A 23,103-nucleotide genomic window follows, 5' to 3' on the forward strand; every position below is an offset into this window, starting at 1 on the left:
CGGCCCGACAGATTAGTCCGTTGATGGGACCCCCCGGTCGTCGGCGCTGACGGCGCCCTCGTCGGCCTGGGCGTGCCAGAGGTCGGCGTAGTCGCCGCGCTCGGCGAGCAGTTCGTCGTGGGTGCCCCGCTCGACGACACGCCCGTCGTCCATCACGACGATGCGGTCGGCGTCGCGGATGGTCGAGAGGCGGTGGGCGATGACGAAGGCGGTCCGGTCCTCGACGAGGCGGTCGAGGCTCTCCTGGATGCGCTCCTCGGTCTCGGTGTCGACGTCGCTGGTCGCCTCGTCGAAGATGATGACCTCCGGGTCGTTCAGCAGGGCGCGGGCGATGGCGACCCGCTGGCGCTGGCCGCCCGAGAGCTTGATCCCCCGCTCGCCGATCTGGGTGTCGTACCCCTCCGGCAGGTCCGTGATGAACTCGTGAGCCTCGGCCGCGCGGGCGGCCTCGCGGACCCGCTCGCGGGCCGACTCGTCGCCGGCCGCCTCGCCGTCGAGGGTCTCGCGGTCGCCGTAGGCGACGTTCTCGGCGACGGTGCCCGAGAAGAGGTACGGCTGCTGTTCGACGACGGCGACGTGGTCGCGCAGCGCCTGCAGGCCGTACTCCCGCACGTCCCGGCCGTCCACGCGGACGACCCCCTCGTCGGGGTCGTGGAACCGCGGGACGAGCTTCAGCAGCGTCGACTTGCCGGCGCCCGTCGGGCCGGCGAGCCCGACCGTGTCCCCCGCGTCGATGTCGAGGTCCACGTCGCGGACGACCGGCTCCTCGTCGTAGGCGAAGGTCACGTCGTCGAACTCGACCGCGCCGTCGACCGAGTCGGGGACGTACGGGTCCTCCGGGTCCGTCACCGTCGGTTCCTGGCCGAGGAGACCGAACACGCGCTCGGCGCTGGACTTGGCGAGCTGGTACTTGTTGGCCGATTTGCCGACGCGGCGCATCGGGGAGTAGAGCCGCCGCAGGTAGAGGAAGAAGACGGCGACGGCTCCGGCCGAGAGCGCACCGGGGCGGTCGACGATGATGTCGCTGCCGGCGACGAACAGGGCGACGACGAAGACGACGCCGGTGACGAGTCGGAGCGCCGCGAAAAAGCCCCGCCGGATGCGCAGGGCGTCGACCTTCTCGTCGTGATAGGTCTCGCTCTGGGCGGCGACGCGGTCGTGTTCGAACTCGTAGCGGTCGAAGGCCTTGATCACCGCGGCGCCGCTCAGGTTGTTCTCGAGTCGAGTGTTGAGTCGGGCGACCGTCTCGCGGATCGACTTGTATCGGGGTTCGATCCGGCTGAGGAAGACGTAGCTCGCGACGCCGATGACCGGGACCGGCGCGAGCGCGATCAGCGCGAGCTTCTGCGAGTAGTAGAAGTAGAGGACGAACGAGATCCCGCCGACGGTGGCGGCCACGCGAATCATCTGCCGGAACTCCGTGTTGAGGAACGCCTCCAGCCGGTTGATGTCGCTGTTGAGGATGGACATCATCCCGCCGGTCTGGTGGTCGGCGAAGAAGCCCATCGAGAGGTGTTGCAGGTGGTCGTACGTGTCGTTACGCAGGTCGCGCTGAACTTTCTGCGCCGTGGACTGGAGGAGGTACCTCGAGACGAATCGGAACACCGACCGGACCAGATAGGCGAGCGCCGCGATGACGACCAGCCGCTGGAGCAGGGCCATCCGCGCGGCTTCGCCCTCGATGGTTCCGCCGGGGAGTAACCCGACCGTCGTCAGGAGGCCGGGATCGCCGGAGCCGCGGATGACGCGGTCGATGGCAGCCCCGACGACGATCGGCGGGACGAGCCGCGCGAACCGCGTCAGAAAGGAGGCGAGGACGCCGGCGGTCAGCCGGACCCAGTACGGCTTCGCGTACCCCAGCAGCTGCCACATCGGGTTCCCGTCGAGGTTCTCCCTGACCCCCTCGAACCCCCCGTGTTCGTCGCTCATGCGAGCGAGTACGGCTCCGGACTGAAATATCCCGGGCTTGCAGTCAGCGGCGCCGGTTCGGGCGCTTCTGTGCGGCCCGTCCGCCGGACCGGGACAGACGCCCGGCTTCGATTATCGCCGGCGAAAATCCGGGAGTCAGCTATAACACCACGGTCGGCGACGCTCCGGTATGATGGATACGTCGTCGATCGACGTGCTGCTCGTCGACGACAGCGGCTTCTTCCGCACGATCGTCTCCGACCGGCTGGGGGAGGCGGCGGACATCTCCGTGTGGAAGGCCGAGGACGCCGAGGAGGCCCTGGAGACCCTCGACGAGCGGTCGGTCGACTGCGTCGTCAGCGACTTCGAGATGCCCGGACTGAACGGGCTGGAACTGTACGAGCGCGTCGACGAGGAGTACGGCCTCCCCTTCATCCTCCTGACCGGACAGGGCGACGAGCGGACGGCCAGCCGGGCGATCGGCGCGGGCGTCGACGACTACCTCCGGAAGGACGACATCGCCGAGGAGGGGCAGCTGCAGCTGCTGGCCAACCGCATCGAGAACGTCGTCGCACAGCGCCGGGCCAACGAGAAGTACGAGCTGCTGGTCAACAACACGCCCGACGAGATCACGCAGGTCGCCGTCGACGGGACGATCACGGCCGCCAACGAGGCGGCCGCCCGCTCGTTCGACACCACCCGCTCGGAGCTGACCGGGACGCACCTCTCGGACGTGCTGCCGACGGAGACGGCCGCCGGCCGCATCGAACACGGGCGGCGGGCGCTCACCGCGGGGTCGGCCGTCACCTTCCAGGACAGCTTCGGCGTCCGGCACTTCCACAACGTCGCCGCGCCGGTCAGCGTCGGCAGCGAGGCCGACTCCTTCCAGCTCATCACCCGCGATATCACCGAGCAGAAGCGCCGCGAGCGCGAGCTGGAGACCCGAACGGAGGAACTGGCGGTCATCAACCGGCTGGTCCGCCACGACATCAACAACGACATCCAGCTGCTGCTGGCCTGGGCCGACGGGATCGACCAGTACGTCGACGACGGGGACGGCCGGGAGTACGTCGAGCGGATCCAGGGGACCTGCGACCACATCGACGAGCTGACGACGATCGCCCGCGACTTCGTCGACAGTATCGGCGGCGACGGCGAGTTCACGCTGACCGGCGTCGACCTCGGACAGATCCTCGAAGACGAGATCGAGAAGGCCGACCGCCGCCACGACGACCTGACCGTCTCGGTCGACGGCGAGGTCCCCCGCGTCTCGGTCCGGGCCAACGAGTTGCTCTCGTCGGTGTTCGGCAACCTGCTGAGCAACGCCGCCCGCCACAACGACGGCGCCGACCCCCGGGTCAGCGTCGGCGTCGAGGAGTCGGCGACCGTGGTCACCGTCCGCGTGGCCGACAACGGCCCGGGCATCCCCGACTCGCAGAAAGACGCCGTCTTCGGGAAAGGGGAGATGGGGCCGGAGAGCCCCGGCACCGGCATCGGGCTCTACCTGGCGCACACGCTCGTCGACCAGTACGGCGGCGAGATCGAGGTGGACGACAACGATCCGACGGGGTCGGTGTTCACCGTCACGCTGCCGAAACACGCCTGAGGAAGGGCCGCCGCCGGTCGGCGTGTCGGCGGGCTAGACGTAGATGTGGCCCTCCTCGCGGGGGCCGTGGCGGGGCGGGTCGGCGCCGACACGGCCGGCCGAGACGGCCGCGGCGAGGCTGTCGAGCGCGTCGTGGCTCGACTCGTAGGTGTCGCGGAACGCGCCGATGTCGACGCTGCAGGCCTCGATGCCTTCGAGGTTGGTCGCGCGGCGCTGGCGGTGGTCGCCCTTGTACCCCTCGCGGTAGAGTCCGAGCCAGCCGAAGGTGGCCGCGGGGTACACCTCGACGACGCGGGTGGCCGCCGGCCCCGACTGCATCGGCAGGACGGCGGCGTCGGGGTCGTCGGCCAGCCCCGCGAGGACGTTGCGGACCCCGTGGAAGGTCTGGTACTGGACGATGGAGTCGTAGGGACACAGCGCCGCGCGCCGGAGGTCCGTCTCCCGGCGCAGTTGCGCGGTGCCGTCGCCCGTGTAGGCCCGGGCGGTCGACCGGCAGGTCGAGGCGAAGCTGTCGGGATCGCCCGGCCCGTCGCCGGTCAGCCACGCGACCAGGCCGCGCCAGGTGCCGCCGCAGTGTTCGTCGAGCAGTGCCTGCGGGAGACTGAAGGGGAAATCGAGCCCGACGACCGAGAACTCGGTCGCCCGCTCGCGGAGGCCGGCGTGGGCGCGCTCGCGGTCAACCCCCCACTCGTCGGCCGCGCTGTAGCAGTCCTCGACGACCAGTCCCTCCCCCGTCGACCGCGCCTCCGTCAGCCACAGCGAGCGCCCCGCGTCGCCCGCCCCGCTGAAATCGACGCCCAGGACACGCGAACCCATACCACCCGACTCTCACTCTTTCGATATGAAGGTTCGGCTTCCCGGAACCGCCGTTCCACGACCCGGTGGTCGAAAACAGTATCCGTCGGCCGTCCGAACCCGCGGGTATGCCACCGACGAAGGAAGTCAAGTGCACGGACGAGGACTGCTTCCTCGACATGTTCGAGAACCACTACACCTACGACGTGCCCGACGACCACGGCGTCTCCGACCTGTCCTGTCCGGTCTGCGGCGGCACCGACTGCCTCGAAGAGATCGAGCTGTAGCGGCCCGCGGGCGTCCGCGGGTCGGCGCCGACCTCCTTCTGTCCCGACGCCGCGGGCACAATCCTGAAGGCCGTACCGCCCCAACCGGCGGGTATGAACACGCTGCGTGACATCGGCGAGTCGCTGGGCAACACCGTGCTGGAGAACGTCGGGCGGGCGATGGGCCGCGCCCAGGAGCGGACGCCGCTGCCGGTCGACCTGCTGGAGAGCGACGACGCCTACCTCGCGGTGTTCGACGCGCCGGGCGCCCAGACCTCGGACGTGCAGGTGCAGTTCGACTCGGGGCTCGTGGAGGTCCGCATCGACCGGTTCCGCGGGTTCCACGAGGGCTTCGAGATGCGCTACCCCGGCCGCGGGCTGGCGCTGGACGGCCACGTCGAACTCCCCGCCGAGGCCCGCGTCGACGCCGACGAGGCCACCGCGACGCTGCGGGAGAACGGCACGCTCGAAGTGCGTATCCCGAAGGCCGAACCCGTCGATCCCGACACCGACGAGGCGCTGGAGGCCGACGAGGTCACCGAGGTCGACGACGAGGCCGACGCCGACGAACTGGACGCCGGGGCGGAAGCCACCGAGGACGACGACACCGGCGACGCCGACGACAGCGACGACGAACAGTAACGACGCGCTTTCGCCGCGGTGCGGTCCAGTCGCGGTCCCCTCCTCACTCGTCGACGGTCATCCCCTCGACCACGTCGAAGTCCTCGTCGCCGTCGAAGCGGTTCGGGTCGAAGGGAGCGATACCGTCGCCGCCGAGGATCTGGTCGGCGACTCGCTCGCCCAGCGCCGGCGCGCGCATGAACCCGTGGCCGTGCCAGCCGGTGGCGACGTACAGGTCCTCGCGGATCTCGCCCAGCAGCGGGTCCCGGTCGGGCGTCGCGGTGCAGAGCCCGGCCCACGACCGGCGAACGGCGAGGTCGTCGGTGGTGACGGGGCCGACCCCGTCGCGACAGACCTCGCCCAGCCAGTCGAGCGACGCCCGCTCGAAGTCGGGGTCCGCGGACTCGTCGTAGTCGTCGGGGTCGAACTCCCGTTCCTGGGTGCCGTCGCCGACGAGCAGGCCGCCCTCGCGGGGTCGGGCGTAGCGGCCCGCCGTCGCGTCGTAGCAGGTCGGCACCCGCTCGCTCCCGTCGCCGGGGTCGGTCACGAGCGCCTGCACGCGGTAGGGTTTCATCGGGATCGGCGCGTCGACCCCGGCGAGCAGGCGCTTCGTGTGGGCGCCCGCGGCGACGAGGACGGCGTCGAACCGCTCGGTCCCGGCGGGCGTCTCGACGGCCGTCCCGTCGTCGGCGAGTCGGGCGGGGCTCCCCGTCCGGAGGTCGGCGCCGGCCGACACCGCGCGCTCGCCCATCGCGGCGACGTACGCGGCGGGGTCGAGGTAGCCGGCGTCGCGCGCGAGGGCGGCGGCGGCCACGTCGACGCCGGCGAGCATGGGGAACCGGTCGGCGAACTCGTCGGGATCCAGCGTCTCCACGTCGCGGCCGTTGGCGCCCATCCGCCGGGCGCTCTCGCGGACGGCGTCGGCGTGGCGGTCGTCGCCCGCGCGGGCGAACCAGACGTACGGGTGTTCGACGAACTCGATGGTGCCCTCGGCGTCCAGCTCCCGGAAGCGCTCGACCGCGCGGGCGGCGACGGCGGCGTCGGTGTCCCCCGCGAACGCGTCGTAGGCGATGCCGGCCGCGCGGCCGGAGGCGCCGCTACCGAGGTCGTCGCGCTCGAAGAGGACGGCCTCGGCGCCGCGGGCGGCCAGGTCGCGGGCGGCGGTGACGCCGAGCGCGCCGCCGCCGACGACAGCGACGCGGGTCACAGGAACGGGTCGAGCCCGCGGGCGGGGTAGCCGACGATCCGGTCGGCGCCCGCGTCGCGGAGTTCGTCGACCCGGTCGGCCACCGTCTCGACGCCGCCGACGAGGCCGTAGTCGCGGACGGCCTGCGAGAGCACCTCGCGGGCGCGTCCCCCGGCGGTGGCGTCAGTCGGCGCGCCGTCGGGCAGCGCCGAGCGGACGGGGCCGCGGCGGGCGGCGTAGGCGCCCAGCGCGTCGAGGACGGCGTCCTCCTCGTCGGTCAGGACGGTCGGCGCGTAGAGCGCGACTTCTCCCTCGTAGCCCGCCTGCCGGAGCGCGCGGAGGCGGCGGTCCGTACCGGGTCCGAGGAGTTCGAACTGCGTGCCGCCGACGGCGAGGGCGATCCGCTCGATCCCCTCGGTCCCGACCCAGGGGTCCCGCGCGCGGGCCGCGGCCTCGCGGAGGCGGGGCGCGACCGCCCGCTCGCGTTCGGCGTCGGTGAGGTAGGCGGGGTGGCCGGCGACGAGCACCCGCCGGACCGACTCGGGCAGCGACTCGGCGAGGTCCCGGTCGCCGAGGGGGTCGAAGCCGTCGGCGCGGACGGGCGTCGTGACCCGGACTTCCTTCCCGTCGGCGAGCGCGGCGAGCGTCTCCGGCGACGGCAGGTGCTCGCGGCCCTCGTAGTCGACCGCGAGCGCCTCCACGGCGAGGTCGCGGGCCCGCTCGACCTCGACCTCGGCGGGTTTGATCGCGGCCGCGTCGATCCCTGCCTGCGCCAGCGTCGCGCCCTGGAGCATCCTGTCGGGGCCTATCGACCGGCGGGGAAAAGCTCTATCGCTTGGCGACGCGGCCCGGGTCGTTTATGCGACGGGCCCGCGAACCGACGGGGTAGCAATGCTCACAGCGGGGTCCGCCGCGCCCGATTTCATCCTGCCCGGCACCGACGGCGAGGTCGTCCGCGAGTACATGCTCGCCGAGCACACCCGGGACGGGCCGGTCGTCCTGGCGTTCTACCTGTTCGACTTCAACGAGGCCTGTACCGAGTTGCTGCGCGCGCTCCGGGACGACGACGGCGTCGGCGGCCGCGACGGCGTGACCGTCCTCGGGGTCTCCCGCGACAGCGCGTTCAGCCACCGGGCGCTCGCCCGCGAGCACGACCTCCCGTTCCCGCTGCTGTCCGACAGCGACGGGGCCGTGGCCGAGCGCTACGGCGTCCGGCTCGACGAGCTCGCGGGCCACCGCGACGTGTGCAACCGCGCGGTGTTCGTGGTCGACACCGCCACGACGGTCCGCTACGCCTGGGCCGCCGACGACCCCGAGGGCCGGCCCGACCTGGACGAGGTCCGGGCGGCGCTGGACGACCTGTAGGCAGCCGCCTCCCCGGCGGGGATACCACGGTCGCGGCCGACCCGGACGCTCAGTCGTTGCGGCCGATGTCGCGGAAGGTGTCGACGATCTCCTCGAAGTCGGGGTGGCTCTCCTGGAGTTCCCGGCCCAGCCGCTCGGCCTCGCGCTTGCGGCGCTCGTACTCGTCGCTGTCGGCCAGCTCCGCCGGTGTCAGCTCCGATTCGAGCACCTCGAGCTTCGAGACGGTCGAGAAGAACTCCTCGAGTTTCGGGTCGCCCGACTGCCGGCCGTCGAGCTGCTGGTCGAGCGTCGACAGCAGCGCCTCGGTCTCGATGGGCTTGGCGAGGTAGTCGTCGAAGTCCATCTCCAGGATGTTCAGGTCGGGGTCGACGGCGGTCGTCATCACGACGACGCAGTCGTAGCCCCGCTCGCGGATCTCCGCGAGCACCTCGTCGCCGTGGACCTCCGGCATCCGCCGGTCGAGCAGGACCGCGTCGACGTCCTCGTCTATCGACTCCAGGGCCTCCCGCCCCCCGTAGGCGACCCGCGTCTCGTAGCGGTCGCGGACCTTCAGCGCGAGCACGTCCGCTACCTCGGACTCGTCGTCCACGACGAGGACAGTCGGTCGGCCGTGGTCGCTCGATGACACTGCTCTACTCACGCTCGGGACCCCGCGGGTTTCACTCTGTTGGCCCGAGTACCACGTCTCGATCTCCCGGACCGGACCCTCTCGCTTTCGGACCACCGACCGGCTCCCGCGGCCGACAACGTTATATGTGAACACGTACCATGGTACGTCGGGGATACCGATGTCACAGCACCCAGACTGGTTCCGCAGTGCGGACGCAGCGATACTCGACCACCTCTCCGATGAGCGGCCGACGTACGCGCCGCTCGTCGCGAACCGTCTGGGGATGCCGACGGACTACGCCCGCGAGCGGATCGACCGGCTGGTCGAGCGCGGGCTGGTCGAGCCGGTGACCGCGGAGACCGTCTACCGGATCACCGAGCGCGGCGAGCGGCGGCTGGCCGCCTACACCGAACAGGAGGGCGCGCCCGAGCCCGGCCTCGTCGCCGGCAACTGAGCGGCGCTCCCGCCGGCGCGGGCCGGCGGCGCTTCTCCGTGTCGCCCGCCGCGAGTCACCGCTTCTCCCGCCGCTCGTAGAGGACGAGCCCGACCATCGAGAGGGCCTCCTCGCCGTCGGCCTCGGTCGTGACCCGGACCGAGACGAGGCCCGATTCGTCGTCCCACTCGTCCTTGTCGACGATCTCGGTCCGCACCGTGAGTTCGTCGCCGGGCCTGACCGGGCGGCGCCACCGGAGTTCGTCGACGCCGAGCGCGCCCCGGGTCGCGCCGTCGGAGAGGTGGCCGTCGACGAGCAGCCGCATCGTCGCGGCGGCGGTGTGCCAGCCGCTGGCGACCAGGCCGCCGAACGGCGAGTCGGCGGCCGCCTCGGGGTCGGTGTGGAACGGCTGGGGGTCGTACCGTTCCGCGAACTCCGTGATCTCCGCCGCGGTCACCTCGTAGCTGCCGTGTTCGCCGGTGTCGCCGACGGTCAGGTCCTCGAAGTACTCCATCGGCCGGGCGTACGCGCGGCCGGCTGAAAAGCCCTCCAGCCGGACCCCCCAGTCGAACGGGGAGCTATCGGGGGAACGATGTCGGTCGAAGAACGGAGGGCGTCGCGAGCGGTCGGAGTCGACCGCGGTGAGTGGGCGATGGGTCGGTCGCAGTGAGTCGGCGGCGAGGCGTCCGTCAGGGCGAGACGGCGGCCGTCCCGTCGTCGGCGGTGGCGTTCCCGTTCCCGGAGTCGCCCGCGCCGTTCTCGTCGAGCCAGGTCTGGAACTCCTCCTGGGTGCGCACCTCGATGGTGCCGAGCATCTGGGAGTGGCCGACGCCGCAGTACTCGGCGCAGTAGAGCTGGTGTTCACCCGTGTCGGTCGCCTCGGTGACGATGTAGTTCGACTGGCCGGGGAACGCGTCCTGTTTCAGTCCCATCGAGGGGGCGTGGAACGCGTGCAGCCAGTCCGACGACGTGATGTTCAGCCGCACCGGCCGGTCGGTCGGCAGGACCAGCGTGTTTGCGTTCGTGACGCCCGACTCGGCGTACTCGAACTGCCAGTTGTACTTCTGGGCGGTCACCTGCACTTCGAGCGCCTCCTCACCACCCTCGGTCAGGGAGTCCACGTCGGTGTCGGGCGTGGCGGTGACGAACGGGTCGGCCAGCACCTGGTAGGAGGCGACGCCGACGAACAGCAGGATGATGGCCGTGGCGACGGTCCAGGTGATCTCCAGCCGGCGGTTCTCCTTGGTCGGGAGCGGCGACTCGTTGTTCCTGAACTTCCAGACGGTGTAGAAGAGGATCGCCTCCACGAGGATGGTGATCGGGACGGCGATGTACATGAGCTGGTTGTTCAGGTTCCAGATGAGCCGCTCGGTGGTCGTGTCGGCCGACTGGGCGGCGGCGGGCTCGACCGCTACCGCCGCCAGGGCGGCCGCGAACAGCGTCAGGAGTGCGACGCGCTTACCCTTCATTGATCTCGGCTTGGGATTGTCCGCATATTAACGTGCTGAATCCGGCGCGGTGTCCGACGTTGCCCGGACGACGTACCTGGGCCTTTCCCCGAACGTATGCGGCCGCCTCGGGCGGTCCCGGTCGCGAAGCGCGAACACTAAGTGCGAACGCCCCAAAGTCGGGGCAACAGCGGACTCTCATGTTCGGACGCGCCTCCCGACCGTCGTTCCCGAGCCTGCTCGCAGCGACGGCGATGGGCGTCTACCTGCTCGTCGCCGCGGGTGCCACGGCGGCGGTCGCCGACGCCGCCCGCGCGTGTACGTCGTGGCCGGTCTGTCGCGGCCCGGTCACGCTCGCCGACCCCGCGCTGCTGGTCGCCTGGGGGCACCGCGTCGTGGCCCTGCTCGTCGGCGTCCTCGCCGTCGCCGCCGCCGTCGCCGCCGTCCGCGACCGCGCCGCGATCCGCGGGCGCGTGCTCGCCGCGCTCGCGCTCGCCCTGGTCCTGTTCCCGGTCCAGGTCGCCATCGGCGCCCTCGTCGTCACGACCGGCCCGACCGCCGCGCTGACCGGCGCCCACCTCGCCGTCGGGATGGTCCTGTTCACCGCGCTCGTGGTCGCGCTCGCGTGGGAACTCGAACCCGAGACCCCCGACGCGCCCGAGGAGGGATGGGCCGTCGAACCCGGCGTCGACGACGCCGCGGACGGCGCCGAACCCGACGGGGACGCGCCCGCGCCCACCACCGCGCCCGCGGACCTGCCGCTGCGGACGCGGGTCACGGCGACCGCGGCGGCGTACTTCCGGCTCACGAAACCGCGGCTGATGTGGCTGCTCTGTCTCGTCGCCGCCGCCGGGATGGCGCTGGCCGCCACGGGGCCGCCCGACCTGACCGTGCGGACGATCGTCCTCACCCTCGGCGGGGGCGTCCTCGCCATCGGCGCCTCGGGCACGTTCAACCACGTCCTCGAACGCGAGAAGGACAAGAAGATGGACCGCACGTCCGACCGACCCATCGCGACCCACCAGATCCCGGTCCGCCGGGCGGTCGCGTTCGGCCTGACGCTCGCCGCGGCCTCGCTGGCCGTGTTCGCCCAGCTGAACCCCCTCGCGGCCGCGCTCGGCCTGTCGGCGATCCTCTTCTACAGCGTCGTCTACACGCTCGTCCTCAAGCCCAACACCGTCCAGAACACGGTCATCGGCGGGTTCGCCGGCGCGCTCCCGGCGCTGATCGGCTGGGCGGCCGTCACCGGCGAGGTCGGCCTCCCCGGCGCGGCGCTGGCGGGGGTCATCTTCCTGTGGACGCCCGCGCACTTCTACAACCTCGCGCTGGCGTACAAGGACGACTACGCGAAGGGCGGGTTCCCGATGATGCCCGTCGTCCGCGGCGAGGCCGCGACCCGCAAGCACATCCTCTACTACCTGGCGGCGACGCTGGTCGCCGCGGTCGCGCTCGCGGAGCTGGCCGCGCTCGGGTGGGTGTACGCGGCGACGACCTGCGTCTTCGGCGGCGTCTTCCTCTGGGCGGTCCTCCGGCTGCACCGCGAGCGCACCGAGTCGGCGGCGTTCCGCGCGTTCCACGCCTCCAACGCCTACCTCGGGGCGCTGCTGGTCGCCATCGTCGTCGACGCCCTGGCGGTCTGACCCATGGCTACCGTCGATACTACTTCCCTGGCCGACCGCTTCCGTCCCCGCCGCGCGACGCTGCTGTGGGGCGCCCTGCTCGTCAACACCGAACTGCTCCTCCTGCTGGCCTACGCGGCGCTCGGGTCGGCCGACCTGCTCTCGGCGCGGGGGCTGCGCCTGTGGGTCTACCCGTTCGTCTGGATCAACGCCTCGATATGGGCGGTCGCGCGGACGGACATCGCGTCCGCGTCCCGGCGCAACCGCGCCGTCGCCGCCGCACTCGCCGTCGGCTACTTCGGCGTCCTCGCCTACACCGGCGGGCTGGTCGGCCCCGGCCACGGGTCGCTCGGCCTCGGCGTCGCGCTGACGAGTCTCCCGCCGGGCTGGGCGCCGGCCGTCACCTACAACGGGATGGGCGTCTCGCTGGTGCTGATCCCCTACAAGGTGGTCGGCTACCTCACGCTCGCCTACCTCGTGTACGCCACCGTCCTCGACGCCGCCGGCTCGGCGGTGACCGGCGTGCTGGGGCTGCTGTCCTGCGTCTCCTGTAGCTGGCCGGTGCTCGCGTCGATCGCGACGGGCGTGGTCGGCAGCGGCTCCGGCATCGCCGCCGCGGTCTCGGCGGGCTCGTACGGCATCTCCACCGTCGTCTTCGTCGCCACCGTGGCGCTGCTGGTCTGGCGCCCCTTCGGTGGTGACTGAGCGACTTCGATCGGGTCTCGTGTGGCTGTTTCGGCCAGTTCTTGCCGATCTGGTTCGGGAGGACCGGTGACTGTGACCGTACTCGACGGTGAGCGGTGAAAGCCCTCGACAGGCTCGCTCTGGATCGAATCGACTACCTGGGACAGCAAGCGATGAGAGCCCCCGCCGCGCTCGCTCAGAGTTGGATCGACTGCACTCGACAGCGAGTGCTGAAAGCCCTCGCCGCGCACGCTCAGAGTTGGATCGACTGCACTCGACAGCGAGTGCTGAAAGCCCTCGCCGCGCTCGCGGTCGCTGAGCGGGATATCCGCGCTCTCGGCACCGCCCGCGCGGATAGTGCCCGCTCAGGCGACTATCGGCGCGAGCGCGCCTCGCCCTTTCAGTCCACCAGGAACCGCAACCGCACGACACAGCAACCGCACAGCACCGCAGACGGCCACGAGCCTCCCCAGCCGATTCGCGACACACGAGTCGCGAATCCCTCGCGCGGCTACCGTCGCGCGCATGAACGCGCGCTCCAGCGCGCGCCAACCGCACCGCAGCCGCTACACCTCCACCGCCTCGAACACCGCCGTCGTCCCCGTGACGCAAACCTTATGTACAACTCTGTCCGTTAGTGGACATCAATGAGTACTGATGATGGGATCGCACCGAAGGTGCGGTCGATACTCGACGCGGCCCGCGAGCGCGCGGCGGCGCGGGAGGGCGCGGACGGCGAGCGGGTCGAGGTGGACGCCCGGTCGCTGCCGGCGGCGCTCGAACGGGCCGAGGCCGACGGGCGCGTCCCGCTGGTCGCGGAGGTCAAGCCGACGAGCCCGACGACCGACGGCGAGCGGACCGACGACCCGGTCGAGCTGGCCGAGTCGATGGTCGCGGGCGGCGCGGCGGCGCTGTCGGTGCTGACCGAGCCCGAGCACTTCGGGGGGTCGACCGACGCGCTCGAACGGGTCCGCGCGGCGGTGGACGTGCCGGTCCTGCGGAAGGACTTCGTCGTCCGCGAGGCACAGCTCGACGCCGTCGAGGCGGACGTGGTCCTGCTGATCGTCCGCTTCCTCGACGAGGAGGGGACCGACGACCTGGCGGACCTGCTGGCCGCGGCGCGCGAGCGGGGTTTCCAGGTGCTCGTCGAGACACACACCGCCGCGGAGGTCGAGCGAGCCCTCGAAGCGGGCGCGGAGATCATCGGCGTGAACAACCGCGACCTCGCGAAGCTGGAGGTCGACCTGGCGACGTTCGAGGCAGTCGCGCCCGAGGTGCCGGAAAACGTCACCCTCATTGCGGAGAGCGGCATAGCGACGACGAACGACGCGGTTCGGATGCGCGAGGCGGGCGCCGACGCCCTGCTGGTGGGGTCGGCGATCATGGACGCCGCGGGCGGTAGCGACGTGGCGGCCAACACCCGGCGCCTCGCGGCGGCGGGATCGGACACGACCGCGGAGAATCAGGCGGAGGCGGACACACAATCATGAGCACAGACGAGACGTTCGGCGAGTACGGCGGACAGTTCGTGCCGGAGTCGCTGATGCCGGCCATCGAAGAGCTCACCGAGGCCTACGAGCGGTACGTCCTCGACAACGAGGACGGGTTCATGGACGAGTTCCGGCGGCGACTCGCCGACTTCGGCGGGCGGCCGCTGCCGCTCCAGCACGCGGAGTCGCTGTCGGACCGCTACGACACCGAGGTCTACCTCAAGCGCGAGGACCTGCTCCACGGCGGCGCGCACAAGCTCAACAACGCCCTCGGGCAGGTGCTGCTTGCGAAGTACATGGGCAAAGAGCGGATCATCGCCGAGACGGGCGCCGGCCAGCACGGGACGGCGACGGCGATGGCCGCCGCGCACCTCGACATGCCCTGCGAGATCTACATGGGCGAGACGGACATCCGGCGCCAGCGCCCCAACGTCTTCCGGATGAAGATCAACGGCGCCGAGGTCAACCCCGTCACGACCGGCCGCGGGACGCTGAAGGAGGCCATCTCGGAGACGATGCGCGACTGGGCGACCACCGTCGAGACGACCCACTACGTCATCGGGAGCGTGGTCGGCCCCGCCCCGTTCCCGGCGATGGTCCGGGACTTCCAGGCGGTCATCTCCGAGGAGGCCCGCGAACAGGTCCAGGAGAAGGCCGGCCGACTGCCCGATTCGGTCCTGGCCTGCGCCGGCGGCGGGTCGAACACGATGGGCACGTTCCACCACTTCGTCGACGACGAGGACGTGGGCCTCTACGCAGTCGAGGCCGGCGGGTCCTCCCTGGAGGTAGACGAGGCGGAGGGGGTCGCGCCCAACTCGGCGTCGCTGTCGACCGGCGACGAGGGCGTCCTCCACGGCGCGCGCACGAAACTCCTGCAGGACTCCCACGGGCAGATCATGGAGTCCCACTCGGTGTCGGCCGGGCTGGACTACGCCGGCGTCGGCCCCGAGCTGGCCCACCTCGTCGACGAGGACCGGGTCGACGCGGTCAACGTCGACGACGACAGCGCGCTGGAGGCGTTCCACCGGCTCTCGCAGGACGAGGGCGTCATCCCGGCGCTGGAGACGGCCCACGCGTTCGGCTACCTGAAGGAACACCACGACGAACTCGGCGACCTCGTGATCGTCAACGTCTCCGGCCGCGGCGACAAGGACCTGGAGACCGTGCTGGAGGAGACCGAGAAGCGCGACCTCGACGTGGCGCCGGACATGTCGGTGCTGCGCGACGCCGCGGGCAGCGGGGGTGACCTCTGATGGGACTCGAACGCGTCTTCGCCGACGAGCCCGCGTTCGTCCCCTACGTCGCCGCGGGCGACCCCACCTACGAGGAGTCGCTGGAGTACGTCGAGGCCTTAGAGCGGGGCGGCGCCGACGTAATCGAACTCGGCCTGCCGTTCTCCGAGCCCATCGCGGAGGGGTCGACCATCCAGGAGGCCGTCGTCCGCTCGCTGGAGGGCGGGATGACCCCCGACCGGTACTTCGAGTTCGTCGAGGATCTGGACGTGGACGTGCCGCTGGTCTGCATGACCTACTACAACCTCATCGCCCAGTACACTCACCCCGAGACCGGGGAGACGGGGCCGCGGGCGTTCGCCCGGCGGGCCAGCGAGGTCGGCATCGAGGGGTTCGTCGTCGTCGACCTGCCCGCCGAGGAAGCGGGGCCGCTCCGGGAGGCCTGCGACGAGTTCGGCCAGGACCTCGTGTTCATCATCGCGCCGACGACGAAAGGCGAGCGCCTGGAGCGGATGCGCGAGCACGTCTCGGGGTACGTCTACGTGCAGGCGCGGCTGGGCGTGACCGGCGCCCGCGACGACGTGTCGGATCAGACCGAAGAGTCGCTGGCCCGCGTCGACGACTGGGCGGTTCCCAAGGCCGTCGGGTTCGGCATCAAGACCGGCGAGCACGCCGAGCGCATCGTCGCCGCGGGCGCCGACGGGGTCATCGTCGGCTCCGCCTTGGTCGACATCGTCGCCGACGGCGCCGACCCCGACGTGGACCAGCCGTTCCCCGAGACCGTCCAGCGGCTCGAATCGAAGGCCCGCGAACTCAAGGAGGGCGCGCTGGCCGGCGCCGAGCGGGCCGCCGCCGAACGGTCCGACTGACTCGCAGTACCGTCCGCAACCGGAACGCACATAACCGTACTTGCCACACCCTCACACAACATGACCGCAGGGAAAGACGCGCGCCTCGCCCGCATCGGGACAGCGGGCCGGCACCTGATCGTCCCGATGGACCACGGGATCACACTGGGGGCCGTCAAGGGCCTCGTCGACATCGAATCGACCGTCGACGCCGTCACGCGCGGCGGCGCAGACGCCGTGCTCACCCAGCGCGGCGTCGCCGACCGCGTCCACCCGAACACCAACGACGCGGGCTACATCGTCCACCTCAACGGCTCGACCAGCATCGGCCCCGACGAGAGCGACAAGCGACCGACCGGCACCGTCGAGGACGCCATCCGCGCGGGCGCCGACGCCGTCTCCTTCCACATCAACGTCGGCAGCGAGCACGAACCGGACCAGATCTCGGAGCTCGCCGAGGTCACCAGCGAGGCCGAGCGCTACGGCCTGCCCACGCTCGCGATGGCCTACGCCCGCGGCCACGACGTGCGCGACGACGACCCCGAGCTGTTCGCCGAGGATCTGGGCCACGCCGTCCGCCTCGCGGAAGAACTGGGCGCCGACGTGGTCAAGACCGCCTACAGCGGCTCCGCCGAGACGTTCGGTCGCGTCGTCGAGTCGACCGCCCTCCCGGTCGTCATCGCCGGCGGCTCGAAGGGCACCGACCGCGAGACCCTCTCGATGGTCCGCGGCGCCGTCGACGCCGGCGCGGACGGCGTCTCGATGGGCCGGTCGATCTTCCAGCACGACGACCCCGAGGCCATCACCCGCGCCGTCGCGGCCGTCCTCCACGACGACGCCGGCGCCGAGGAGGCCGCCGAACGGGCCGGCCTCCCCGTCGAGGCCTGACGCAGACGACGGTTTCGACCTCGACTCGCCGTTCTCTCACAGTCGCTCGACGACGACCAGCACCGCGAGGACGAACAGGCCGCCCGCGAGGAAGGCGCCGGCGGCGACCAGCGGGTCGGTCCCGGCGCCGGTCGGTCCCACGGGCGGCCCGCTCATGTTTGTCGTCGCGTTAACCGTCGGCTCGGTCCCCTCGCGACCGCCCACTGCGAGCGCGACGGCGACGGCGCCGACGGCCAGCGCGCCCGCGGCGCCGACCAGCCGCTCCAGCAGCCGGCGCAGCGACGACTTCGGGTCCTCGCCCGCAAATAGCACCAGCGACTCGTCGGCGGGCGCGTAGACCGTCATCTCCGACCCGCTCTCTGAGTACCAGGTGTCGACGCCCTCGACGAGGTCCGCGGCTTCGAGTTTCGTCAGGTGGTACTGGACGTTCTGGACGCTGGTGTCGACCGCCTCGGCGAGCTCGGAGGCCGGCCGGGGTTCGTCGTGCAGTTCGAGCAGCAGCGAGCGGGCCGTCTCCGACCCCAGGGCGTCGAACACCTCGTCGGCGTCGGCCTCGGCGAGGTTCACCAGCTTCGGCTCCCGGTCGTCCACGTCGGGCTCGGACCGCAGCGGGAAGATGCTCCTCACGGCTCGACTCCCCTCGCGTTCACGATACGCGGGCCGACGGCGCCCGCCACCTTGAACGTGCCCACCGCGTAAATCGCCGTTTTAGTTCACCGGACGTTGAGGTACTCCCCGGCCGTCGGACCGGCCATGCGCGACGGAACCCGCACGGTCGCGGCGGTCGCACTGCTCGCAGGAGCGTCGCTCGCCGGCTGTCTCGGGACAGGTTCGGTCCCCGAGGGGCTGGCCTCCGGGACCGCCGTGGCCAACTCGGGAAGCGACGCGACAGCGGCGACCGCCGGCGGGACCGCGGCGGCGTCCGCTGAGACACCGACGCCGTCCGTCGGAACCCCGCCGGACTGTTCGGGAGGCGAAACCGCGCCCCGGATCGGGTCGAGCGGCGGTCTCCCAGCGGGGGCGGACGGCTTCGACCTGACCGCGAGCGAGCGGGTCGTCGAGCGCGGCGACGCCGTCGAGTTCGAACTGACGAACGTCGCGGACGGGGAACGGTCGACCGGCACCCGCCACCGCTACGCGCTCCAGCGGCTGGACGGCGAGGCGTGGCGGACGGTCACGCGGTTCCCCGCGGGTCGCGGCGGGTTCAACGCCACCGCTCACGTCCACGACCCCGGCGAGGGCTTCGAGTGGTCGTTCCGCGCGAGCGCCGCGGGCTTCTCGGCCGGGAAGTTCGTCGTCTGCGAGGCGCTCCCGGCGGGCGAGTACCGCTTCGTCTACGACGGGCCGCCGGCGCTCGCGGTCCGGTTCGAACTGGTCGGCGCGGGCGACGGAACCCCGGTTTCAGAGCACGTCCGGTAGCTCGGCCATCCCGTCCAGCCGGTGGGTCGGCGCGGGGTCGGGATCGGCGGGCGGCGCGGCGTCGTGGCGGACCAGCGGCACCCACGCCGAGTGCAGTCCCGCCGCGTGCGCGCCGACCACGTCCGCGCCGTGGCTGTCGCCGACGTAGAGGGTTCGACCGGCCGGGGCGTCGAGGTCGGCCAGCACTCGCTCGAACGGTTCGGTGTCGGGTTTCGGCTCCACCCCGTTCGCGGGGTCGCAGAAGACGGTCGCGTCGAAGGCGTCGGCGACCCCCAGCCGCTCCAGCTTCGCGGTCTGGGTCGCCTCGCCGCCGTTCGTCACGAGGCCGACCTCGTGGCGCTCCCGAACGTGGTCGAGCGCCTCGCGGGCTCCCTCGCGGAAGCTCACGGCGGTCTCGTCGACCACCTCGACGGTCGCCTCGGCCAGTTCGGGGGCGTGGGCCCGGTCGGCGCCCACGTCGGCGCAGACCGCCCGGTAGAGGTGCTCGTAGAACTCCCGGTCGGAGTGGGCGGTCGGCAGGTCCGTCGCGTCGACGGCGCGCACGTCGGCGGGCGAGAACAGGGGGTCGAGGCCGACGCGGTCGAAGACGGCGGCGTGGATCTCGGCGTCGGACTGCTCGGCGACGCAGAGCGTGCTGTCGAGGTCGAAACAGACGGCGTCGAACTCGCCCATGCGGTCGAGCGTCCGGGCGAGCGCGCCTAAGCGTTTCGGCCGCGTGGGGCCGGCTAGCACGGGCGAGAGCGGGCGACGGCCGCGGGCGGGGGTCGACCGCGGTCGCGGCGCGGTCCCTAGCTCCCGTGGAACTCCTCCAGGATCTCGAAGTCGCGGGCGGTCTTGGTGAACTCCGAGAGGGGGCGCCGTTCCTCGCAGTCCTTGCACCCGAACTCCGCGTCCGGTTCGGGGAGGTCGGCGGGGTTGGCTTCCCACTGTTCGCCGCATTCGGGACACTGGAGCTGGATCCAGGCCTCCTGCATACTCGTCCGTGGGAGCGCGTCCCGAAAGAGCCTTGTGGCGATTCCCGAAGGACAGGCGGGTCGGACCCGCCGGGACCCCGAGGACCGCGAGGCGACCCCGCGAGCGGGCCGCCGGTGGGGTTTTGTCCCGCTCGGCCGACAGCTCGACCATGGGAACCGCGACCTTCGACTTCAGCGACGAGGTGGTCATCGTCACCGGCGGCAGCTCCGGCATCGGCCGCGCCACGGCCCTGGACTTCGCCGAGGCTGGCGCGACCGTGGTCGTCGCCGACGTGCGCCGCGAGCCCAAGGACCTCGACGCCGAGACGCCGACCGACGAACGCATCGAGGCGTCGGGCGGCGACGCCGAGTTCGTCGAGACGGACGTGAGCGACCGGAACGAGGTCGAGAGCGTCGTCGCGGCGGTCCGCGAACTCGGCGGCGTCGACGTGATGGTCAACAACGCCGGGCTGTTCCGCGGCGGGTCGGTCACCGACCTCGACGCCGCCGACCTCGACGCCATGTTCGGGGTCAACGTCCGCGGCGTCTTCCTCGGCACGCAGGTCGCCGCCCGCGACATGATCGAGCGCGACGAGCCCGGTGCCGTCGTCAACACCGCCTCGATCAGCTCCTCGCTCGCCCAGCACGGCCAGGTGGGCTACGACGCGACCAAGGGCGCCGTGCGGATGCTCACCCGCGGCGCCGCCCTCGACCTGGCCGAGTCGGGGATCCGGGTCAACGCCGTCGCGCCGGGCCAGATCGCCACCGAGTTCCTCGAAGGGTGGACCGAGGAGGCCAAGCAGTCGGCCGGCGGCGGCGAGGACGGCTTCCTCAAGGACATCCCGATGGGGCGCGCGGGCGTCCCGGCGGACGTGGCCCCGGCCATCTGTTACCTCGCCAGCGACGCCGCCGGCTACACGACCGGCGAACTCCTCCACGTCGACGGCGGGTGGCAGGTCTGCTGACTGCTTGCGCGGTCCCCCGGGGGCCGTGCCACCCCCGACGAGCAGCCGGACGAGCGCGCGCGGCCCGTGGACAGAGGGGTCTACCGCCGGTTCCGGTCGCTCCCCCGGATCGCCGATCTAATCCCTCTGAAACCGGGTTCTGACCGGGAACAAACCGAGACAAACCGGCTCAAAACCGGCCAAATCCGGGGCGAGCGCTTGCCCCCTTCAAGGGGTCCGCCGTCCACGGAGCGAGTGGACGCAGATAGAAATGAAACTCAAACTCGCCGCAGTGTTCGCGAGCGTCCTGCTGGTCGCGACCGGCGCAGCCGTGGCGATGCCGGGCAACGCACCCGACCACGCGCAGGACGGGACCGCACAGGCAGACGACCACGCACAGGACGACGCGGACGAGGCAGCCGAGAACGGGTCCGCGGCCGACGACGCGAACGACTCCGAGGCGGACGAGAACGACTCCGACGCTCGCCGCGGGCCGCCCTCGAACGTGCCCGCCGCGGGCGCGGCCGACGCCGCCAGCGGGAGCCAGGGACCGCCCGTCGACGTGCCCGCGCAGGTGCCCGACTTCGTGAGCGACATCCACGAGACGGTCGGGAGCGTCGCCGGCGGCGCCGTCGACGGCGCCCAGTCGCTCGGCGAGCGGATCAGCGACCTGACGCCGGACGACGACGCCGACGAGCCGGCCGAGACGGGCAACGCGACCGCCACGCCCGCGCCGTAAGGATTCCCGCTGACGCGGCCCAGTCACACGCTCCACCCACGGTCACACCCATCCGAAGTCACACGCTCCACCTGTAGCCGCACACCCCACCGCAGTCACACGCTCCGTGCGGTCCCCATCGTTCCCCCGGCGCGTCGGACCGTTCCCGCCCGTCGCGCCGTCGCGCACGCGCTGTTTTCGGACGACCGTCGGTCGTCGAGCGGCGGCGCCGGGTCAGAAGAAACTGCCGAGGACGGCCATGTAGAGGATGACGGTCGCGGCGTAGGTGACGCCCAGCGCGACGACAGCCTTGGCGTGGAACAGCCAGAGGTCGTCGCGCTCGGTCTCCAGCGCGGCCTCGTAGCGCTCGCGCTCGGCCGGCGTCGGGTCGTGGCGCTCGCCGACGTGGAGGTCGCGGGCGTGTTCGCTCCGGAACGGACAGCCACAGTGCGAACACGTCGCGGCGGGCTCCTCGTCGGCGGGGACCGCGGTGTCGCGACTCGGCCGGAGCGCGGGCGCGCGGTCGGCGTGCGGTGGAGCGGCGGTGTCGTCGGGCATGGTCAGACGTACGGCGGCGGCGCGTACGGTTGCGTGATCACCCATAGGGAGGTCATCGTGTAAAAGACCATCACCACTACGGAGGGATACTGGCTCCGGATGGCGGCCAGAACACCTGGAAACAGTTCGAACGCCAGCGAATGGGCGACCCAGATGGCCAGGACGTGCCCGCCGAGGACGAACAGGAGTTTCGCGGACGCGAACCAGCCCGGCAGGACGAGCGCTATCGGCGTGGCCGGCGGCGCGAACGGGCTCGCGGCGACCGCGGCGAGCGCGGGCGCGAGCCCGAGGAAGTAGCCCAGGAAGTGCGCGAGGTGGTAGCCGGCGGCGATGGGCAGCAGGGCGGGCGCGAACCACCGCTCGATGGCCCGCGCGGTGACGTAGGTGTCGGCGCTCGTCCGCACTCGCCGCGCGGCCAGCCGGTAGACGCCGAGGAACAGGCCGAACCCGGCCAGCAGGACCGCGGCGTAGACGGCGAGACCCGGGACGCCGAGGGCGACGACGGGCTCGACGGCCGCCGCCCAGGCCGGCGTCGCGACGAGGCCGTCGTAGGTCGTCACCCACAGCAGGGCGACGACGAAGGCGACCTCGCCGGGCCGGTCCGGGAGGGGATCCTCCGTCAGCGCCGTCCCGGGCAACCGGACGGCGAGCGAGCCGTCGGCGTCGCGCTGGAGCGGTGCGACGCGTCCGTACGCGGCGAAGACACTACTGATCGGGTCGACGCGGTCGAACCACGACTCACCGACGAGCAGCGACCCGGCGACGGTCGCCAGCGTGTACGCCACCACGACGCCCGCGAGCAGTCGCGAGTTCTCGCCGACCGGGCTGACGACCTCCAGCCAGACCAGCGCGAGTAGCCCGCCGACCGCCGGCCAGCGGCCCCACGAGGCCGGGAGCGAGACGCCGCCGACGACGGAGCCGTCGGTATCGTCTCCCTCGTCGGCGTCACCGCCGCGCTCGTCGGGGCTGGCGCGGACCCACCGGGCCGCCGCGAGCGGCGCGCGCCAGGGGTTCAGCGCGGGCCAGGTGTTCCCGACGAGGTAGGTCGTCGCCGTGTAGCCCGCCCACCAGCCGACCCACACCACGAGGAGCGCGAAGTTCCGGACGCCCTCGCGCGGGCCGACGAACCCGGTCGCCACCACCAGGAGGAGCACGCCCACCGAGAGCGCGCGGGCGAACGGGACGACCGTCCGACGGATCCGGGCGGGCGCCGGGAGGGCGAGACGCCACCAGTTCACCCCGCGCATCGCGTCGTGGTCCGTGAGCAGCGTCGTGAACAGGAAGGAGCCACCGACGACGACACCGCCCGTGAGAATGGTCAGCCACGTCGGCACCGTCGCCGAGGCGACCGACCCGCCCAGCGACCCCGAGTGGGCGGCCGCGCGCCCGGCGACGGCCGCGAGCGCGAGCGCGGCCGCGACGAACTGCCCGAGCCGTCGCCCGCGCCGACCCGGTCCGGTCCCCGTCATGCGTTGGCCACCCTTCCGACCGGAGCCTGTTAACTGCTCGCTC

General features: G+C 71.9%; 26 protein-coding genes. 14 read left to right on the forward strand and 12 right to left on the reverse strand.

Annotated elements, in window-relative coordinates; all coding sequences use genetic code 11:
* Positions 1-12: 12 nt before the first annotated feature.
* Complete coding sequence (locus tag E3328_RS07135) at positions 13-1,929, reverse strand: ABC transporter ATP-binding protein (RefSeq protein ID WP_135363895.1); 1,917 nt, start codon at positions 1,927-1,929, stop codon at positions 13-15.
* Between the two features lie 169 nt (positions 1,930-2,098).
* Between E3328_RS07135 and E3328_RS07140 the strand changes: the two genes are divergently transcribed.
* Entirely contained in the window at positions 2,099-3,514 is a 1,416-nt protein-coding gene (locus tag E3328_RS07140; RefSeq protein ID WP_246022924.1) for a sensor histidine kinase, read from the forward strand.
* A gap of 33 nt (positions 3,515-3,547) precedes the next feature.
* Here E3328_RS07140 and E3328_RS07145 read toward each other — a convergent pair whose 3' ends face one another.
* Complete coding sequence (locus E3328_RS07145; protein WP_135363896.1) at positions 3,548-4,330, reverse strand: DUF429 domain-containing protein; 783 nt, start codon at positions 4,328-4,330, stop codon at positions 3,548-3,550.
* Positions 4,331-4,437: 107 nt separating this feature from the next.
* On the opposite strand from E3328_RS07145, the gene E3328_RS21845 reads away from it, so the two are divergent.
* Together E3328_RS21845 and E3328_RS07150 are read left to right on the forward strand one after the other, a co-directional pair.
* The gene (locus tag E3328_RS21845; RefSeq protein ID WP_167837329.1) at positions 4,438-4,596 is read left to right on the forward strand and encodes a DUF7559 family protein; all 159 of its coding nucleotides are present in this window, start codon (positions 4,438-4,440) and stop codon (positions 4,594-4,596) included.
* A 93-nt stretch (positions 4,597-4,689) separates the two neighbouring features.
* Positions 4,690-5,217 carry an Hsp20/alpha crystallin family protein gene (locus E3328_RS07150; protein WP_135363897.1) on the forward strand — a complete coding sequence of 176 codons (528 nt, stop codon included), beginning with the start codon at positions 4,690-4,692 and terminating at the stop codon, positions 5,215-5,217.
* A 43-nt stretch (positions 5,218-5,260) separates the two neighbouring features.
* Here E3328_RS07150 and E3328_RS07155 read toward each other — a convergent pair whose 3' ends face one another.
* Together E3328_RS07155 and E3328_RS07160 are read right to left on the reverse strand one after the other, a co-directional pair.
* On the reverse strand, positions 5,261-6,403 hold the full coding sequence (locus E3328_RS07155; RefSeq protein ID WP_135363898.1) for an NAD(P)/FAD-dependent oxidoreductase: 1,143 nt from the start codon (positions 6,401-6,403) through the stop codon (positions 5,261-5,263).
* Positions 6,400-7,176, reverse strand: a complete 777-nt coding sequence (locus E3328_RS07160) for a DUF7388 family protein (protein WP_135363899.1) — start codon at positions 7,174-7,176, stop codon at positions 6,400-6,402. The genes E3328_RS07155 and E3328_RS07160 overlap by 4 nt, the downstream gene beginning before the upstream one ends.
* A gap of 97 nt (positions 7,177-7,273) precedes the next feature.
* Here E3328_RS07160 and E3328_RS07165 point away from each other — a divergent pair, with 97 nt between their 5' ends.
* On the forward strand, positions 7,274-7,747 hold the full coding sequence (locus E3328_RS07165) for a redoxin domain-containing protein (RefSeq protein ID WP_135363900.1): 474 nt from the start codon (positions 7,274-7,276) through the stop codon (positions 7,745-7,747).
* A gap of 49 nt (positions 7,748-7,796) precedes the next feature.
* On the opposite strand, the gene E3328_RS07170 is transcribed toward E3328_RS07165, so the two are convergent.
* Positions 7,797-8,375 (reverse strand): response regulator transcription factor, encoded by a 579-nt coding sequence (locus E3328_RS07170; protein ID WP_135363901.1) that lies wholly within the window; start codon positions 8,373-8,375, stop codon positions 7,797-7,799.
* Between the two features lie 160 nt (positions 8,376-8,535).
* Between E3328_RS07170 and E3328_RS07175 the strand changes: the two genes are divergently transcribed.
* Positions 8,536-8,811 (forward strand): DUF2250 domain-containing protein, encoded by a 276-nt coding sequence (locus E3328_RS07175; protein ID WP_135363902.1) that lies wholly within the window; start codon positions 8,536-8,538, stop codon positions 8,809-8,811.
* Between the two features lie 55 nt (positions 8,812-8,866).
* On the opposite strand, the gene E3328_RS07180 is transcribed toward E3328_RS07175, so the two are convergent.
* Both E3328_RS07180 and coxB read right to left on the reverse strand, forming a co-directional pair.
* Positions 8,867-9,304, reverse strand: coding sequence for a MaoC family dehydratase (locus tag E3328_RS07180; RefSeq protein ID WP_135363903.1), 438 nt, complete (start codon positions 9,302-9,304; stop codon positions 8,867-8,869).
* A gap of 175 nt (positions 9,305-9,479) precedes the next feature.
* Entirely contained in the window at positions 9,480-10,259 is a 780-nt protein-coding gene (coxB, locus tag E3328_RS07185) for a cytochrome c oxidase subunit II (protein ID WP_135363904.1), read from the reverse strand.
* A gap of 179 nt (positions 10,260-10,438) precedes the next feature.
* Between coxB and E3328_RS07190 the strand changes: the two genes are divergently transcribed.
* The 6 genes from E3328_RS07190 (at position 10,439) to E3328_RS07215 (ending at position 16,999) form a co-directional block, all read left to right on the forward strand.
* Positions 10,439-11,878, forward strand: a complete 1,440-nt coding sequence (locus tag E3328_RS07190; RefSeq protein ID WP_135363905.1) for a heme o synthase — start codon at positions 10,439-10,441, stop codon at positions 11,876-11,878.
* Positions 11,879-11,881: 3 nt separating this feature from the next.
* Complete coding sequence (locus E3328_RS07195) at positions 11,882-12,562, forward strand: DUF7546 family protein (protein WP_135363906.1); 681 nt, start codon at positions 11,882-11,884, stop codon at positions 12,560-12,562.
* 626 nt (positions 12,563-13,188) lie between these two features.
* Entirely contained in the window at positions 13,189-14,031 is an 843-nt protein-coding gene (gene trpC / locus E3328_RS07200) for an indole-3-glycerol phosphate synthase (RefSeq protein WP_135363907.1), read from the forward strand.
* Positions 14,028-15,284, forward strand: coding sequence for a tryptophan synthase subunit beta (trpB, locus tag E3328_RS07205; RefSeq protein ID WP_135363908.1), 1,257 nt, complete (start codon positions 14,028-14,030; stop codon positions 15,282-15,284). Before trpC ends, trpB begins: the two co-directional genes overlap by 4 nt.
* Positions 15,284-16,132 (forward strand): tryptophan synthase subunit alpha, encoded by an 849-nt coding sequence (trpA, locus tag E3328_RS07210; protein WP_135363909.1) that lies wholly within the window; start codon positions 15,284-15,286, stop codon positions 16,130-16,132. The genes trpB and trpA overlap by 1 nt, the downstream gene beginning before the upstream one ends.
* Before the next feature lie 60 nt (positions 16,133-16,192).
* Complete coding sequence (locus E3328_RS07215) at positions 16,193-16,999, forward strand: 2-amino-3,7-dideoxy-D-threo-hept-6-ulosonate synthase (protein WP_135363910.1); 807 nt, start codon at positions 16,193-16,195, stop codon at positions 16,997-16,999.
* 36 nt (positions 17,000-17,035) lie between these two features.
* On the opposite strand, the gene E3328_RS07220 is transcribed toward E3328_RS07215, so the two are convergent.
* Positions 17,036-17,626 (reverse strand): ArsR/SmtB family transcription factor, encoded by a 591-nt coding sequence (locus E3328_RS07220; RefSeq protein WP_135363911.1) that lies wholly within the window; start codon positions 17,624-17,626, stop codon positions 17,036-17,038.
* 126 nt (positions 17,627-17,752) lie between these two features.
* On the opposite strand from E3328_RS07220, the gene E3328_RS07225 reads away from it, so the two are divergent.
* On the forward strand, positions 17,753-18,418 hold the full coding sequence (locus tag E3328_RS07225; protein ID WP_135363912.1) for a hypothetical protein: 666 nt from the start codon (positions 17,753-17,755) through the stop codon (positions 18,416-18,418).
* Here the strand turns inward: E3328_RS07225 and E3328_RS07230 are convergent.
* Both E3328_RS07230 and E3328_RS07235 read right to left on the reverse strand, forming a co-directional pair.
* Positions 18,401-19,090: an HAD family hydrolase gene (locus E3328_RS07230; protein ID WP_135363913.1), complete on the reverse strand. Its 690-nt coding sequence runs from the start codon at positions 19,088-19,090 to the stop codon at positions 18,401-18,403. The genes E3328_RS07225 and E3328_RS07230 overlap by 18 nt on opposite strands.
* Before the next feature lie 116 nt (positions 19,091-19,206).
* Complete coding sequence (locus E3328_RS07235) at positions 19,207-19,392, reverse strand: DUF7836 family putative zinc-binding protein (protein ID WP_135363914.1); 186 nt, start codon at positions 19,390-19,392, stop codon at positions 19,207-19,209.
* Positions 19,393-19,541: 149 nt separating this feature from the next.
* Here E3328_RS07235 and E3328_RS07240 point away from each other — a divergent pair, with 149 nt between their 5' ends.
* Both E3328_RS07240 and E3328_RS07245 read left to right on the forward strand, forming a co-directional pair.
* A complete protein-coding gene (locus tag E3328_RS07240) occupies positions 19,542-20,336 on the forward strand; it encodes an SDR family NAD(P)-dependent oxidoreductase (protein WP_135363915.1) in 795 nt (264 codons plus the stop codon).
* A gap of 250 nt (positions 20,337-20,586) precedes the next feature.
* Positions 20,587-21,054 carry a hypothetical protein gene (locus E3328_RS07245; RefSeq protein WP_135363916.1) on the forward strand — a complete coding sequence of 156 codons (468 nt, stop codon included), beginning with the start codon at positions 20,587-20,589 and terminating at the stop codon, positions 21,052-21,054.
* Between the two features lie 213 nt (positions 21,055-21,267).
* Here E3328_RS07245 and E3328_RS07250 read toward each other — a convergent pair whose 3' ends face one another.
* Both E3328_RS07250 and E3328_RS07255 read right to left on the reverse strand, forming a co-directional pair.
* A complete protein-coding gene (locus E3328_RS07250) occupies positions 21,268-21,591 on the reverse strand; it encodes a DUF7410 domain-containing protein (protein WP_135363917.1) in 324 nt (107 codons plus the stop codon).
* A 2-nt stretch (positions 21,592-21,593) separates the two neighbouring features.
* The gene (locus E3328_RS07255) at positions 21,594-23,060 is read right to left on the reverse strand and encodes a hypothetical protein (protein WP_135363918.1); all 1,467 of its coding nucleotides are present in this window, start codon (positions 23,058-23,060) and stop codon (positions 21,594-21,596) included.
* Positions 23,061-23,103 lie beyond the last annotated feature (43 nt).

It is taken from the genome of Halosimplex halophilum (genome assembly GCF_004698125.1).
GTDB classification, from domain to species: domain Archaea; phylum Halobacteriota; class Halobacteria; order Halobacteriales; family Haloarculaceae; genus Halosimplex; species Halosimplex halophilum.